The 15,018-nt window shown below is 71.0% G+C and carries 14 protein-coding genes; 8 read left to right on the top strand and 6 right to left on the bottom strand.

Features of this window, described 5'->3' with window-relative positions:
* The first annotated feature begins 83 nt into the window (after positions 1 to 83).
* The 4 genes from WHN02_RS10455 (at position 84) to serA (ending at position 5,638) form a co-directional block, all read left to right on the top strand.
* The gene (locus WHN02_RS10455; protein WP_434743151.1) at positions 84 to 1,967 is read left to right on the top strand and encodes an acetolactate synthase large subunit; all 1,884 of its coding nucleotides are present in this window, start codon (positions 84 to 86) and stop codon (positions 1,965 to 1,967) included.
* A gap of 61 nt (positions 1,968 to 2,028) precedes the next feature.
* Positions 2,029 to 2,544, top strand: coding sequence for an acetolactate synthase small subunit (ilvN, locus tag WHN02_RS10460; protein WP_434743152.1), 516 nt, complete (start codon positions 2,029 to 2,031; stop codon positions 2,542 to 2,544).
* Positions 2,545 to 2,690: 146 nt separating this feature from the next.
* Positions 2,691 to 3,704 carry a ketol-acid reductoisomerase gene (gene ilvC / locus WHN02_RS10465; protein ID WP_350895277.1) on the top strand — a complete coding sequence of 338 codons (1,014 nt, stop codon included), beginning with the start codon at positions 2,691 to 2,693 and terminating at the stop codon, positions 3,702 to 3,704.
* A gap of 335 nt (positions 3,705 to 4,039) precedes the next feature.
* On the top strand, positions 4,040 to 5,638 hold the full coding sequence (serA, locus tag WHN02_RS10470) for a phosphoglycerate dehydrogenase (protein ID WP_434743153.1): 1,599 nt from the start codon (positions 4,040 to 4,042) through the stop codon (positions 5,636 to 5,638).
* Positions 5,639 to 5,754: 116 nt separating this feature from the next.
* Here the strand turns inward: serA and WHN02_RS10475 are convergent, their stop codons facing one another.
* Both WHN02_RS10475 and WHN02_RS10480 read right to left on the bottom strand, forming a co-directional pair.
* Positions 5,755 to 6,111 (bottom strand): hypothetical protein, encoded by a 357-nt coding sequence (locus WHN02_RS10475; RefSeq protein WP_350895279.1) that lies wholly within the window; start codon positions 6,109 to 6,111, stop codon positions 5,755 to 5,757.
* A gap of 332 nt (positions 6,112 to 6,443) precedes the next feature.
* A complete protein-coding gene (locus tag WHN02_RS10480; RefSeq protein WP_434743154.1) occupies positions 6,444 to 7,283 on the bottom strand; it encodes an FAD:protein FMN transferase in 840 nt (279 codons plus the stop codon).
* A 214-nt stretch (positions 7,284 to 7,497) separates the two neighbouring features.
* Here WHN02_RS10480 and WHN02_RS10485 point away from each other — a divergent pair, with 214 nt between their 5' ends.
* A complete protein-coding gene (locus WHN02_RS10485) occupies positions 7,498 to 8,529 on the top strand; it encodes a 3-isopropylmalate dehydrogenase (protein ID WP_434743155.1) in 1,032 nt (343 codons plus the stop codon).
* A gap of 264 nt (positions 8,530 to 8,793) precedes the next feature.
* Entirely contained in the window at positions 8,794 to 9,891 is a 1,098-nt protein-coding gene (locus tag WHN02_RS10490; protein ID WP_434743156.1) for a branched-chain amino acid aminotransferase, read from the top strand.
* 131 nt (positions 9,892 to 10,022) lie between these two features.
* Here WHN02_RS10490 and WHN02_RS10495 read toward each other — a convergent pair whose 3' ends face one another.
* The 3 genes from WHN02_RS10495 to WHN02_RS10505 form a co-directional block, all read right to left on the bottom strand.
* Positions 10,023 to 10,607 (bottom strand): PRC-barrel domain-containing protein, encoded by a 585-nt coding sequence (locus WHN02_RS10495; protein WP_434743157.1) that lies wholly within the window; start codon positions 10,605 to 10,607, stop codon positions 10,023 to 10,025.
* A 200-nt stretch (positions 10,608 to 10,807) separates the two neighbouring features.
* Complete coding sequence (locus tag WHN02_RS10500) at positions 10,808 to 11,338, bottom strand: carboxymuconolactone decarboxylase family protein (RefSeq protein WP_434743158.1); 531 nt, start codon at positions 11,336 to 11,338, stop codon at positions 10,808 to 10,810.
* Position 11,339: 1 nt separating this feature from the next.
* The gene (locus WHN02_RS10505; protein WP_350896027.1) at positions 11,340 to 11,900 is read right to left on the bottom strand and encodes a peroxiredoxin; all 561 of its coding nucleotides are present in this window, start codon (positions 11,898 to 11,900) and stop codon (positions 11,340 to 11,342) included.
* A gap of 346 nt (positions 11,901 to 12,246) precedes the next feature.
* Between WHN02_RS10505 and cimA the strand changes: the two genes are divergently transcribed.
* Both cimA and WHN02_RS10515 read left to right on the top strand, forming a co-directional pair.
* A complete protein-coding gene (cimA, locus tag WHN02_RS10510; RefSeq protein ID WP_434743159.1) occupies positions 12,247 to 13,830 on the top strand; it encodes a citramalate synthase in 1,584 nt (527 codons plus the stop codon).
* 484 nt (positions 13,831 to 14,314) lie between these two features.
* Positions 14,315 to 14,848, top strand: a complete 534-nt coding sequence (locus WHN02_RS10515; protein WP_434743160.1) for a hypothetical protein — start codon at positions 14,315 to 14,317, stop codon at positions 14,846 to 14,848.
* On the opposite strand, the gene WHN02_RS10520 is transcribed toward WHN02_RS10515, so the two are convergent.
* A complete protein-coding gene (locus WHN02_RS10520; RefSeq protein ID WP_434743161.1) occupies positions 14,838 to 14,969 on the bottom strand; it encodes a hypothetical protein in 132 nt (43 codons plus the stop codon). The genes WHN02_RS10515 and WHN02_RS10520 overlap by 11 nt on opposite strands.
* Between the last annotated feature and the right edge of the window lie 49 nt (positions 14,970 to 15,018).

Consider the following 15,018-nt stretch of genomic DNA (forward strand, 5'->3'; position numbering starts at 1 on the left):
TCGAAACGTCAATCGAAACGGGCCCCGCCCGTGCTGCACTACCAAGACCAGTGCCTCCACTCCAGCCGAAGGCCAGAACCGCCATGACGAGACCCACGCCCGAGACCCTCGCGAACTCCGCCCGCCGGGCCCGTGCGGCCACCGAGCCGGCGAGCGACGTCGACCACACCTCCACCACCCGTGGCGCCGCAGTCCAGGCCGCCGCCGTCGCGACCCCCGAGCCGGCCGTGCTCTCCGGCGCCGGTTCGCTGGTGCGGTCCCTGGAGGCGCTCGGCGTCGACGTCGTCTTCGGCATCCCGGGTGGGGCCATCCTGCCGGCGTACGACCCGCTCTACGACTCCACCGTGCGGCACATCCTGGTCCGGCACGAGCAGGGTGCCGGTCACGCCGCCACCGGCTACGCCCAGGCCACCGGACGGGTCGGTGTGTGCATCGCCACCTCCGGTCCGGGCGCGACGAACCTGGTCACCCCGATCGCCGACGCGTACATGGACTCGGTGCCGATCGTCGCGATCACCGGGCAGGTGGCGCGCCCGGCGATCGGCACGGACGCCTTCCAGGAGGCGGACATCCAGGGGATCACCCTGCCGATCACCAAGCACAACTTCCTGGTGCAGACCCCCGAGGAGATCCCGCAGGTCCTCGCCGAGGCGTTCCACCTGGCCGCCTCCGGCCGTCCCGGCCCGGTCCTGGTGGACATCCCCAAGGACGTCCTCCAGGCGCAGACCAGCTTCACCTGGCCGCCGACCCTCGACCTGCCCGGGTACCGCCCGACCCTGCACCCGCACGGCAAGCAGATCCGGGAGGCGGCCCGGCTGATGAGCAACGCCCGCCGCCCCGTCCTGTACGTCGGCGGCGGTGTCCTCAAGGCCGGTGCCACCGAGGGGCTGCGCAAGCTCGCCGAGCTGACCGGGATCCCGGTGGTCACCACCCTGATGGCGCTGGGTGCGTTCCCCGACTCGCACCCGCAGCACCTGGGGATGCCCGGCATGCACGGGACCGTGGCCGCCGTCTACGGGCTCCAGAAGGCCGACCTGATCGTCGCCCTGGGTGCCCGGTTCGACGACCGGGTCACCGGGAAGCTCGACTCGTTCGCCCCGGACGCCACAGTGGTGCACGCCGACATCGACCCTGCCGAGATCGGCAAGAACCGCCACGCCGACGTGCCGATCGTGGGTGACGCCCGGCACGTGATCGACGAGCTGATCGCGGCCGTCACCGTCGAGCGGGCCGCCGACCGGGTGGTCGACCACGCCGACTGGTGGGTGCAGCTCGACGACCTGCGCAAGCGCTACGCGCTGGGGTACGAGGAGCCGTCCGACGGGACCCTCTCCCCGCAGTACGTCATCAAGCGGCTGGGCGAGATCGCCGGCCCGGACACGATCTTCGTGGCGGGTGTCGGCCAGCACCAGATGTGGGCCTCGCAGTTCATCTCCTACGAGAAGCCGTACACCTGGTTGAATTCCGGTGGTGCCGGGACGATGGGCTACGCGGTCCCGGCGGCGATGGGCGCCAAGGTCGGCAAGCCGGACACGGTGGTCTGGGGGGTGGACGGCGACGGCTGCTTCCAGATGACCAACCAGGAGCTGGCCACCTGCGCCCTGGAGGGCATCCCGGTCAAGATCGCCCTGATCAACAACGGTAACCTCGGGATGGTCCGGCAGTGGCAGACCCTGTTCTACGGGGAGCGCTACTCCAACACCGAGCTGGGCACCCACAAGCACCGGATCCCCGACTTCGTGAAGCTCGCCGAGGCGCTGGGCTGTGTCGGGCTGCGCTGCGAGAACGCCGAGGACGTGGACGCCACCATCGAGGCCGCGATGGCGATCAACGACGCCCCCGTCGTGGTGGACTTCGTGGTCGGCAAGGACGCCATGGTGTGGCCGATGGTCCCCGCCGGCACCAGCAACGACGAGATCATGTTCGCTCGGGGCGTCCGCCCCGCCTTCGACGAGGACGACGTCTAGTCATGACCGATTGCACCGAGCGCAGCGAGGGCCATGAGGGCGTGACGGGAGAGGCACTGCGATGACCATGCACACACTGTCGGTGCTCGTGGAGAACAAGCCGGGCGTCCTGGCCCGGGTCTCCGGGCTGTTCTCCCGGCGGGGGTTCAACATCAGCAGCCTCGCCGTCGGAGAGACGGAGAACCCGCACGTCTCCCGGATCACCATCGTCGTCAACGCCGAGCGTTCGCCGCTGGAGCAGGTCACCAAGCAGCTCAACAAGCTCGTCAACGTGCTCAAGATCGTCGAGCTGGACGCCCAGGTCTCCGTCGCCCGGGAGCTGCTCCTGGTCAAGGTGCGGGCGGACCGTGCGGCCCGGGCGCAGGTGCTGGAGACGGTGAACCTGTTCCGGGCCCGGGTGGTCGACGTGGCACCCGACACACTCACCGTCGAGGCGACCGGCACCCCGGACAAGCTCGACGCGCTCCTGCGCGACCTGGAGCCCTTCGGCATCAAGGAGATGGTCCAGTCGGGCCTGGTCGCCATCGGGCGGGGGTCGCGGTCGATCACCGCCGGCCCGACCCTGCGGGCCGCCTGACCGCACACCCGGCCCGAACCCGCTGGTTCGGGCACCGGACGGCCCGACCTGCGGGCCGTCACCACGACATCGGTCCGGCTCCACGGCCGACTGAGCCACACAGTCCACGACGGGCCGACCGGGCCGCCGTACGAAAGGGAAGTTCCATGAGCGTTGAGGTGTTCTACGACGACGACGCCGACCTCGGCCTGATCCAGGCCAAGAAGGTCGCCGTGATCGGGTACGGCAGCCAGGGCCACGCCCACGCGCTGTCGCTGCGCGACTCCGGGGTCGACGTGGTGATCGGTCTGCCGGCCGGGTCGAAGAGCCGGCCCAAGGCCGAGGAGCAGGGTCTGCGGGTACTGACCCCGGCGGAGGCGGCGGCCGAGGCCGACGTGATCATGATCCTGGCTCCGGACACCGCCCAGCGGTCCCTGTACACCGAGGCGATCGCCCCGAACCTGGCGCCGGGCAAGGCCATCTTCTTCGGTCACGGGTTCAACATCCGGTACGACCTGATCAAGCCCCCGGCCGACGTGGACGTCGCGATGGTGGCCCCGAAGGGCCCGGGTCACCTGGTCCGTCGGCAGTACGTCGACGGCAAGGGCGTGCCCTGTCTGGTCGCCGTCGAGCAGGACGCCAGCGGCACCGCGTTCCAGCTCGCGCTCTCCTACGCCAAGGGGATCGGCGGCACCCGCGCCGGTGCGATCAAGACCACCTTCACCGAGGAGACCGAGACCGACCTCTTCGGTGAGCAGGCGGTCCTCTGCGGCGGTGCGGCGGCGCTGGTGCAGACCGGCTTCGAGGTGCTGACCGAGGCCGGGTACGCCCCGGAGATCGCCTACTTCGAGTGCCTGCACGAGCTGAAGCTGATCGTCGACCTGATGTACGAGGGCGGTATCGCCCGGATGCGCTACAGCGTCTCCGACACCGCCGAGTACGGCGACCTGTCCCGGGGGCCGCGCGTCATCGACTCCCGGGTCAAGGAGGAGATGCGCAAGATCCTCTCCGAGGTCCAGTCGGGCGAGTTCGCCCGCGAGTGGGTCGCCGAGGACGAGGCGGGCCGGCCGAACTTCGCCAAGTGGCGGGCCGAGGGCGCGGTCCACCCGATCGAGGAGACCGGCCAGAAGCTGCGCAACATGATGAGCTGGGTGGACCGGCCGATCACCGAGACGGCCTGATCACAGTCGTTACCGCAACGGTCCGCCGACACCCCCTCGCGGGGCGTCGGCGGACCGTCCGCGTCTCACCGAGGGTGTGCCGAGGCAGGGGATCTGCGTCACGCAACGGCCCTCCACAGGTCCTGCGCAGACCGCGATCGGCGCAGGTGACATCGGGTCCGGCAGGGGCCTGTGAGGGCACTCACGCCGGTCGTCGGGGCGAGCCGCGCAGCTTGAGCCCTACGATCGGGCCTAGGTGCGCAAGCGGCACCACGGCCAATGGGTCGGTCGGCGCAGGGCGCATCGCAGCGTCGGCGTAGCACATCACACCACGCATCCGACATCTACGAGGACCGATGACTCCTGTCGTACTGATCGCCGAAGAACTCGCTCCCGCCGCCATCGAGGTGCTCGCGCACGACTTCGACGTCCGTCACGTCGACGGCACCGACCGTCCTGCGCTGCTCTCCGCGCTCGCCGAGGCGGACGCGGTGATCGTCCGCAGCGCCACCCAGATCGACGCCGAGGCGATCGCCGCCGCCCCGCGGCTGAAGGTGGTCGCCCGGGCGGGCGTCGGTCTGGACAACGTCGAGGTGCCGGCGGCCACCGCCCGGGGCGTGATGGTCGTCAACGCCCCCACCTCGAACATCGTCTCCGCCGCGGAGCAGGCCGTCGCGCTGCTGCTCGCCGTGGCCCGCAACACCGCCAGCGCCAGCGCCGCGCTGAAGGCGGGGGAGTGGAAGCGGTCCAAGTACACCGGCGTGGAGATCCAGGGCAAGACCGTGGGCGTGGTCGGTCTCGGCCGCATCGGTGTGCTCTTCGCGCAGCGGATCGCCGCCTTCGGCACCCGGCTGATCGCGTACGACCCCTACATCCAGCCGGCCCGCGCCGCCCAGCTCGGGGTGCGCCTGGTGGGCCTGGAGGAACTGCTGCGGGAGAGCGACTTCATCTCGATCCACCTGCCCAAGACCCCTGAGACGGTCGGGCTGATCGGCGAGAAGGAACTCGCCGTCGTCAAGCCCGGGGTGCGGATCGTCAACGCTGCCCGGGGCGGCCTCGTCGACGAGCAGGCCCTGGCCGACGCGATCGCCGAGGGGCGGGTCGCCGGCGCCGGCGTCGACGTCTACTCCAAGGAGCCCTGCACCTCCTCGCCGCTGTTCGCCTTCGACAACGTGGTCGCCACCCCGCACCTGGGCGCCTCCACCGCCGAGGCGCAGGACAAGGCCGGTCTCGCGGTGGCCAGGAGCGTCAAGCTCGCGCTCCAGGGCGAGTTCGTGCCGGACGCGGTGAACGTCCAGGCCGGTGGGGTCGTCGCCGAGGACGTCCGGCCGCTGCTGCCGCTGGCCGAGAAGCTCGGTCGGGCCTTCACCGCCGTCGCCGGTGTGGTCGCCGCGAGCGTCACCGTCGAGGTACGCGGTGAGATCGTCGACCACGACGTCTCGGTGCTCAAGCTCGCCGCCACCAAGGGGCTGTTCAGCTCGGTGGTCGAGGAGCAGGTGACCTACGTCAACGCGCCGCACCTGGCCGCCGAGCGGGGCGTCGAGGTGACCCTGACCACCCAGGTCGAGACCCTTGAGCACCCGAACCTGGTCACCGTCCGGGGCGCGCTGCCCGACGGTCGTACGGTGAGCGTCTCCGGCACCGTGGCGCACACCGGCACCCGGGACGTGCTCAAGCTGACCGAGGTGGACGGTTTCGACGTGGAGATCGGTGCGGAGGGCATCCTGCTCTTCCTGCGCTACGTCGACCGGCCGGGTGTGGTCGGCACCGTCGGCTCCCTGCTCGGTGAAGCCGGCGTCAACATCGCCGCCATGCAGGTGGCCCGTCGGGAGGCCGGCGGCGAGACGCTGATGACCCTCACCGTCGACCAGGCGCTCGGCGCCGACCTGCTGACCTCGGCGGCCGACTCGATCGGCGCGACCTCGGCGAGCGCGGCGGACCTGCGCGACGAGTGATCATCGACAGTGGGGGCCTGGTCGCGACGCGACCAGGCCCCCACTGTCGTTTGGGGAAGGACCCCTGCGGGACGTCCGTGGTGGAGAGGGTTCCCCTGCCCACCCGGCCATCCGGTTCAGCGGCCTACGTGGCTGGGCGGCGGGTAGACCGAACCGTCCTGGACGTCGAAGAGCATCAACCGGTGCTCCCCGGCGAGCCGCTCGATGTCGAGTAGCACCTGGTCCGCGCAGGTCGGGACCAGGTTCATCTCCACGTGGTCGCTGGCGGCGTGCAGCGGGGCCACCTCCCACGGCGTACCCGGCCCGGCGGGGCGGTCGGGGTAGATGGCGGTGACCGCCCGGTAGAACGCCACCACCCGTGGATCGGGGTAACGGTCCACATGCTGTCCCTGCCGGCACCGTTGTACCGCCGTCCGCACGTCGGCGGGGGTCGCCCCGTCCCACAGTGCCCACACGCTCAGATCGAAACTCACGGCGGACAGCGTGCCATCCGTCGGTCACCACAGCGCAACGGCCCCGCGTCGCACCGACCACATCCCGTCTCGACGGTCCGGTGTGGAGATGCTTGCGTAGAGTTGCGTCGATTGGCTAGCGTTGGCCTGCGGCTACCGGCTGGACTCGTGACGTCGACCCGCCTTCGGGTGGCGTGGTTCGGCGTCCCGGTCGACCGGCCCGTACCCCTCGGCTGCGCGAACCACGCGCACTCGTCGCTGGCCGGCCCGCACGGTCGTTGCCGAGACCGTGCGGGCCGATCGGGGTGCGGCCCGCGAGGGCCGGAGTCCGTCGACAGTCCTGCCCGGACCGGTCAGCCCCGACGGTGGGCGAACAGCGCCCGGTAGGGCGAGTCCCCACGGAACCAGGCCAGCCCGGCGGGGCCGGCGGCGTAGAGCGCCGTGGCGTACGCGTCCGCGACGGCCAGGTCGGGGCCGACGACTGTGGCCGCGACGAGCCGGTCGGCCGGTTCACCGGTGTGCGGGTCCACCACGTGTCCCTGCCGTCCGGTCACCCCCGAGGTCCCCACCGCGCCCGAGGTCAGCTCCAGCACCAGGGGCGGCCGCCGGGAGTCGGTCGGGTGGTGCACCGCGACCCGCCACGGTCCGCCGTGCTCGGCGGTGCCGCGTACCACCAGGTCCGCCCCGGTGAGCACGGCGTAGTCCTCGATTCCGGCGGCCCGCAGCCGGGCGGCGGCCCGCTCCACCGCCCACCCGCCGAGCAGACCGCCCGGGTCGAAACCGCCCGGCACCGCCCAGGCGTCGAACCACCCGTCGGTGGCCGCCCGCATCGCGGCGCACCGGTCCACCAGGTCGGCCAGGGGTGGGTACGACTCGGGGCTGATCTCCTCCCGGCGCAGCTGGGATACGAGGCTGTGGGGCTGGTTCGGCCCGTACGTGAGGTCGACCGCCCGCAGTTCGGCCACCGCGTCGCGGAGCGCCTCGCCGACGGCCCGCCGACCCAACTCGTACGGGGCGTTGAGGATCAGGGTGTACTCGGCGGTGCTGGTCCGTACGGTGTGGGTGGCGCTGAGCCGCCCGGTGTCCGGGGCGCCCGAGCCCGCCGGGACCGGCCTGGACGGCCCGAGCCGCAGGTCCGGGCGGCGGACCGGCTGGTCCACCCGGTGGGTCGGTGGTGGCTGGTCGATCCGCATCACGTGCTCCCTCACCGGCGGCGCCGCGTCGTCGTGGTCGTGGGGACCCGTCCGGCACCCCTGGTCACACGGTAGGCAGCGAAGTTGACCGGGTCATGAATGCCGCCTGTAAAGGGTCTGTGCATCCGACTATCCCACGATCCGGAAGATGTGTACCGGGAGGCGGGATGGCGTCGTACCGTTGCGCCCAGGTGACGAGGTTGAGGAGTCGATGGTGGCACGGATCGCGGTGGTGGCCGGAGACGGGATCGGACCCGAGGTGGTCGCGCAGGCCCGTAAGGTCATCGACGCCGTCCTTCCCGGGGTCGAGGCCACCGAGTACGACCTGGGCGCGGCGCGCTGGCACCGGACCGGTGAGGTGCTGCCCGACTCGGTCCTGACCGAGCTGGCCGACCACGACGCCATCCTGCTCGGCGCTGTCGGCGACCCGACGGTCCCGCCGGGGGTGTTGGAGCGGGGTCTGCTGCTCAAGCTCCGGTTCGCCTTCGACCAGTACGTCAACCTCCGCCCGTCGCGGCTCTGGCCGGGCACCACCGGCCCGCTGGCCAACGTCAAGCCCGGCGAGGTGGACCTCGTCGTGGTCCGGGAGGGCACCGAGGGCCTCTACGCCGGTGCCGGTGGCTCCCTGCACCGGGGCACCCCGGCCGAGGTGGCCACCGAGGAGAGCCTGAACACCCGCCACGGTGTGGAGCGGGTGATCCGGGACGCGTTCGCCCGGGCCTCCCGCCGGGAGCGGCGCAAGGTCACCCTGGTGCACAAGACCAACGTCCTGACCCACGCCGGGTCGCTGTGGTCGCGCGCCTTCGAGGCGGTCGCCGCCGAGCACCCGGACGTGACCACCGAGTACCAGCACGTGGACGCCGCCGCGATGTTCCTGGTGACCCAGCCCCAGCGGTACGACGTGGTGGTCACCGACAACCTCTTCGGTGACATCCTCACCGACATCGCCGCCGCCGTCACCGGCGGGATCGGGCTCGCCGCCAGCGGCTGCATCAACCCCGACGGCACCTATCCGTCGATGTTCGAGCCGGTCCACGGCTCGGCCCCGGACATCGCCGGCAAGGGGCTGGCCGACCCGGTCGCGGCGGTCCTCTCCGCCGCGCTCCTGCTCGACCAGCTGGGACACCCGGAGGCCGCCGCGCGGGTCACCGACGCGGTCGCCACGGAGCTGGCCGGTCGGCGGGCGGGCGTACCGCTGAACACCGACGAGGTGGGCGACCGGCTCGCCGGTTACGCGACCTCCTGACCCGCGTCGAGGCGTGACCCGGCCGGTGCGCCGGGGTCTGCGCCTCGACCCGGCCGGTGCGCCGATCCCCGGGCCGTGACCGAGTGCCGTCCCCGGCCCCCGTACCCTCGTCTGCGCGGGGCTCGTCGACCGATTGTCGACAGCACCGCAGGTGTCGTCTGCCCCGAACTGCGCTTTTCGCTGAACGACCGTTCGGGGTAGGTTTCTCAGCAATGCCGTCGGCGTGTCCTACCGGCACGCCGGAACCCCAGGGAGGTCAGCCCGATGAGCGGTGGTGACAAGCTCGACTTCGAGATCCGTCCGAATCCCGCGCCGGTATCCGTCGCGGACCGGGCCACCCTGCTGGCCGACCCGGGATTCGGTCGGGTCTTCACCGACCACATGGTCACCATCCGGTACGCCGACGGCAAGGGCTGGTACGACCCCCGCGTCGAGGCGCGGGCACCGATCCCGATGGACCCGGCCAGCGCGGTGCTGCACTACGCGCAGGAGGTCTTCGAGGGGATGAAGGCGTACCGCAGCGTCGACGGCGGCGTGACGCTGTTCCGCCCGGGGGCGAACGCCGCCCGGCTCAACACCTCCGCCCAGCGCCTGGCCATGCCGTCGCTGCCCGCCCCGGTGTTCCTCGACTCCCTGCACCGGCTCGTCGAGATCGACAGGGAGTGGATCCCCGAGGGTGAGGACGGCAGCCTCTACCTGCGGCCGTTCATGTTCGCCAGCGAGGTCTTCCTCGGTGTCCGCCCGGCGAACGAGTACCTCTACTGCGTGATCGCCTCCCCGGTCGGGGCGTACTTCTCCGGCGGGGTCAAGCCGGTGACGGTCTGGGTGTCGCCGAACTACACCCGGGCCGCCCCGGGCGGCACCGGCGCGGCCAAGTGCGGCGGCAACTACGCCGCCTCGCTGGCGGCCCAGGCCGAGGCGATCGAGGCCGGCTGCGACCAGGTGGTCTTCCTCGACGCCGTGGAGCAGCGGTACGTCGACGAGCTGGGCGGGATGAACGTCTTCTTCGTCTACGACGACGGCACCGTGGTGACGCCCCCGCTGACCGGCACGATCCTGCCGGGCATCACCCGGGACGCGATCCTCACCCTGGCCGCCGAGGCCGGGCACCGGGTCGAGGAGCGGCCGGTGAGCTTCGCCGACTGGCAGTCCGACGCCGCCGGTGGTCGCCTCCGTGAGGTCTTCGCCTGCGGTACGGCGGCGGTGGTCACCCCGATCGGGCAGGTCCGCTTCCCCGACGGGGAGTTCACCATCGGGGGCGGCGAGCCCGGCGAGGTGACGATGGGTCTGCGTCAGCAGCTCGTCGACATCCAGCGCGGCAAGGCCGCCGACCCGCACGGTTGGGTCCACCGGGTCCTCTGACACCGGGTCGACCGGGTCTCTGACACCGGTCGGCGGGGCCGGACCGAGTCCGGTCGGTGCCGTCCCGCAAGAAGCAACGAGACGACGACGGCCGGTGAGACGTGGTCTCACCGGCCGTCGTCGCCGTTCGGTCAGAGGATCGCACCGCCCGCGCTGTTCGGCGGGGTCGCGGAGTGCCGCTCGCCGTAGTAGCCGCCGAGCTGCTCCCGGTACGTCGGGTCGGAGTGGCTGCTCTCGTCGTACTCCGGGGCCGCCTTGATCTGGTCCTTGTCCCGGTCGACGTAGACCTTCTGGTCGTCGTGGTCCACCCGGTCGACGGTCCCGGCGGGCAGCATGACCTTCTTGCCGAAGATCCACGGGCCGGTGTCCACCACGAGGTAGCTGTCGTCCACGGAGTGGCTCGCCTTGTCGATCTTGCCGATGCTGCCGTCGATCGCCTCGACCTTGTAGCCGGTCAGGTCCGCGTCGGTGACGCCGGACTCGTCCCGGTAGCGCCACGGGTCGAAGCCGCCGGCCGGGGCGCCACCGGCGACGGCGCCCTGCGGGTCGATCGGTGCGGTGGCCTGCCCGTCGGCAGGAAGCCCCGCCCCGGTTCCGTGGCCTGGAGTCGCGTGGGCCGGCGTGGTGTGGCCCGGCGTGGGCGTGGAGCCGAAGCTCTGCCCGGTGGCCTCGGGGGTGTGGGTGTCCATCGGCGTGTGCGTGCCGGTGCGCTCCATGAGGGATACTCCTGACCCGGCCGTGTCGGCCGCCTGGGTGAACATGTGCTGTCCCCGAAACTCCTACCCGCGCGGTCCGCGGGAAAACGCCCGATCTGCCGGGTGTTTTCCACCCCGAACCTGGTGACGCGCGAGGGCCGGCACCCCCGAGAAATCCTCTCGGAGAGTGCCGGCCCTCGACCTGCGAGCTGAGTGCGTACTCAGGCGAGCGCGGCGTGAGCGTCCAGCGCCACGGCGGCGGCGTGCACCACGGCGGCGATACGCAGTCCCTCGTGGATCTGCTCCCGGGAGAAGCCGGAGGCGCGGAGGGTCTTCTCGTGCGACTCTAGGCAGACCCCGCAGCCGGTGATCGCCGAGACGGCGAGGCACCACAGCTCGAAGTCGCCCTTGTCCACCCCCGGCCGGGCGATGATCTGCATCCGCAGCCGGGCCGGGATCGAGGCGTACTGGTCGTCGCCGATGAGGTGCTTGGCCCGGTAGTAGACGTTGTTCATCGCCATGATCGTGGCGGCGCCCTTGGCCGCCTCGACCGCCTCCGGGGTCAGGTGGTTCGACGCCTCCTCGGCGACCTCCTTGAGCAGCACCGCGTTGCGCCCGGCCACCGCACAGGCCAGGGCGGTACCCCAGGCCTGCTCCGGCTTGAGGGTGGAGGTGCCGATGGTGGAGCCGAGGTTGAGCCGGATGTCCTTGGCGTACTCCGGCAGGACCGCCTTGACCGCGTCGAGCCCCATGTCAGGCTCCGGCGCCGGCGAGCAGCTGGGTGGCGTCCAGGGTGTCGCCGCCCTTGTTCCAGTTGCACGGGCACAGCTCGTCGGTCTGGAGGGCGTCGAGCACCCGCAGCACCTCGGAGACGTTCCGGCCGACCGAGCCGGCGGTGACCATGGCGAACTGGATCTCGTTGTCCGGGTCGACGATGAAGGTCGCCCGCTGGGCCACGCCGTCGGAGCCGAGGATCCCGCAGGCCTCGGTCAGCTCCCGCTTGATGTCGCTGAGCATGGGGAACGGCAGGTCGCGCAGGTCCGGGTGGTCCTTGCGCCAGGCGTAGTGGACGAACTCGTTGTCCACCGACACCCCGAGGACCTGGGCGTCACGGTCGGCGAAGTCGCCGTTGAGCCGACCGAACTCGGCGATCTCGGTGGGACAGATGAAGGTGAAGTCCTTCGGCCAGAAGAACACCACGCGCCACTGACCCTGGTGGGTCTTGTGGTTGATCGTGTCGAACGCCTTCTCCGCGTCGAGCGAGACGCAGGCGGTCAGTTCGTACTCGGGGAACTGGTCACCGACAGTGAGCACGGGGTCCTCCTTGACTACGGCGCGAGGCCGGTAACTGGATCGGTTCCAGATACTGCCGTAGTGGTGTTTCCTGCTGGTGGCGGCCGGGCTACTTGTGAAGTCGATCACCGGCGGTCGGTCGCACCCGACACTGGGCAGGAATGGGGTATCGCCACCCACCGTCACCGTCCCGACATGTGGGTTTCGCGCCCCGGAACCGCCTCGCGGGTGGCAGAGTACGGAACGTGACCAGGTCCGTCCTGATTATTGCCACCTAGCGCGCCGGCCTCCCTTCGCCGACGCGCAGACCTCCCGCATCCGCGGGGGGTCTTTTTGTTGCTCCCGGAAGCTCCCAGAAAGGCCCCCGATGACGTTCCAGGTGTACGACACGACGTTGCGCGACGGTGCCCAGCGCGAAGGGCTCACGTACTCGGTCGTCGACAAGCTCGCGGTGGCCCGCCTCCTCGACGAACTGGGCGTCGGTTTCATCGAGGGCGGCTGGCCGGGTGCTGTCCCCAAGGACACCGAGTTCTTCCGCCGGGCCCGTACCGAACTCGACCTCAAGCACGCCGTCCTGGTCGCCTTCGGTGCCACCCGCAAGGCCGGTGTCGCGGTCGCCGACGACCCCCAGGTCCAGGGCCTGCTCGACGCCGAGACCCCCGCCGTGGCACTCGTCGCCAAGGCCGACATCCGGCACGTGGAGCGGGCGCTGCGCACCACCGGCGAGGAGAACCTGGCGATGATCCGGGACACCGTGACACACCTGGTCGCCCAGGGGCGGCGGGTCTTCGTCGACGGTGAGCACTTCTTCGACGGCTACCGGTACGACCCGGAGTACACCGCCTCGGTGGTGCAGACCGCGCTGGCGGCGGGGGCCGAGCGGTTCGTCCTCTGCGACACCAACGGGGGGATGCTCCCCTCCCAGGTGACCGCCGCCATCGTCGACCTGACCACGCGGACCGGGGTCGCCCCCGAACTGCTCGGCATCCACTGCCAGAACGACACCTCCTGCGCGGTGGCCAACACCATCGCCGCCGTCGAGGCCGGGGTGAAGCACTTCCAGGGCACCGCCAACGGGTACGGCGAGCGTCCCGGCAACGCCGACATCTTCGCCCTGGTCGCCAACCTCCAACTCAAGCTCGGGCTGCCCGTCCTACCGGAGGGCTGCCTGGAACAGATGGTGCGCGTCTCGCACGCCATCAGTGAGATCGCCAACATCGCCCCCGACACCCACCAGGCCTACGTCGGGGCCGCTGCCTTCGCCCACAAGGCGGGGCTGCACGCGAGCGCGATCAAGGTGGATCCGCTGCTCTACAACCACGTCGACCCGGCCGTGGTCGGCAACGACATGCGGATCCTGGTCACCGAGATGGCCGGTCGGGCCAGCATCGAGCTCAAGAGTCGTGAACTCGGTCTGGACCTGGCCGGCCATCCGGAGACCCTTACCCGGGTCACGAAGCGGGTCAAGGAACTGGAGGCGGGTGGCTGGTCGTTCGAGGCCGCCGACGCCTCGTTCGAGCTGCTGGTCCGCTCGGAGCTGCCGGACGCCGCCCCACCCCGTCCGTTCGCCCTGGAGTCGTACCGGGTGCTCGTCGAGCACCGCGAGGACGGGGCGGTGGTCTCCGAAGCCACCGTCAAGATCCGGGTGGGCGGTGAGCGGGTGATCGCCACCGCCGAGGGCAACGGCCCGGTCAACGCCCTCGACGAGGCGCTGCGGGTCGGCCTGACCCGGCACTACCCGCAGCTGCGCCAGTTCGAGCTGGCCGACTACAAGGTCCGGATCCTGGAGGGCACCGTCGGCACCGGTGCGGTGACCCGGGTGCTGGTGGAGACCGCCGACGGGGCGGGCGGGGACTGGACCACCGTCGGTGTGCACCCGAACGTGGTGGAGGCGAGCTGGCACGCCCTGGTCGACTCCCTCACCTTCGGTCTCGCCCGGACGACCGAGTAGGCCCACCGCTGCCGGCTCCGGTCCGGGACGATCCGCGAAGGGGGCGGTGGGGGCGGCCCCACCGCCCCCTTCGTCGGTCGGCCGGAGGGTCGGCTCGGCCGGGGCGGCCCGGTGGTCGCTGCCGGGCACCGGGCGTACGGGAATTCGCCCTCGATTGCCGGACAATCCTTTCGTGAGAATGGAAGGGTTCGCGTTTCGCAATTATTCAATTGCCTGACAAGGATGCGACACGCCATGATCGAATGTTGACTCAAGTGATTTGTCGATGCTAGTTTCCACTTGGTTTCGACGTCGGAGTTTCTGGCAGTATTACCTGCTCAGGGTGGGTGAAGGGGCTCGCTGAAACTGGGTCCCGAACAGCTGGTCGACCATCGTCTGAAGTGGAGCGTCGAGCTCCCTCCGGTTTGTTGCGCACAGCAGTTTTCGGCTCGTCTGTGGCGAGTCGGCCCGTATTACCTCCGGTCAATCAAGGGAGAAAACTGTCATGGCCAAGTTCTTCTCGCGCAGGTCGGCGGCGGTGGCGTTCAGCGTGCTGGCGCTGACCCTGGCCGGTGGCGGCATCGCCGCTGCCGCCCAGCCCACCACCGTCGCCAAGTCCCCCCTCGACTCTCCCCAGCCCGGCCCCCGGTTGGCCGCCCCCGGTGGGCAGCCCGTGGTCACGGCGCAGGAGGCCAAGGCGGCCAAGGCCGCCCTGGCGGGCGGGGTGGGCACCGCCGCCGTTCCCGGCTCGACCTCCTACGCGGTGGTGACCGCCGCCGGGGTCTTCGTCCGGGGCAACGACGCGGTGTCCGCCACCAAGTGGGGTCCCGGGCAGTACCAGGTGCTGTTCAACCGCAACCTGAGCAGGGGGGCCTACGTGGCGACCGTCGGTGACGACGACGACTGCTGCATCCCGCCGGCCGGGGAGATCTCGGTGGCACCGCGGCTGTCCACGCCCAACGCGGTCTTCGTGCAGACGTACGACCTGGCCGGGGTCCCCAGTGACCGGCCGTTCCACCTGGCGGTCTTCACCCGCTGATCCGTGCCGAACCGGTGCCGGTCGCCCCGACGGGGTGGCCGGCACCGTCGGTGTCGAAGGTGATCCGTCCCGACCGGCGGGGGTCGGGGAAGGTGTCGGGATTGCCCGGTTGAGGGGTCATCGGTGGTGCTTGGCCCACCAAGTCCGACGTTTGTCGGGGCACCCGCTCG

Source organism: Micromonospora sp. SH-82 (assembly GCF_051132485.1).
GTDB lineage: Bacteria > Actinomycetota > Actinomycetes > Mycobacteriales > Micromonosporaceae > Micromonospora.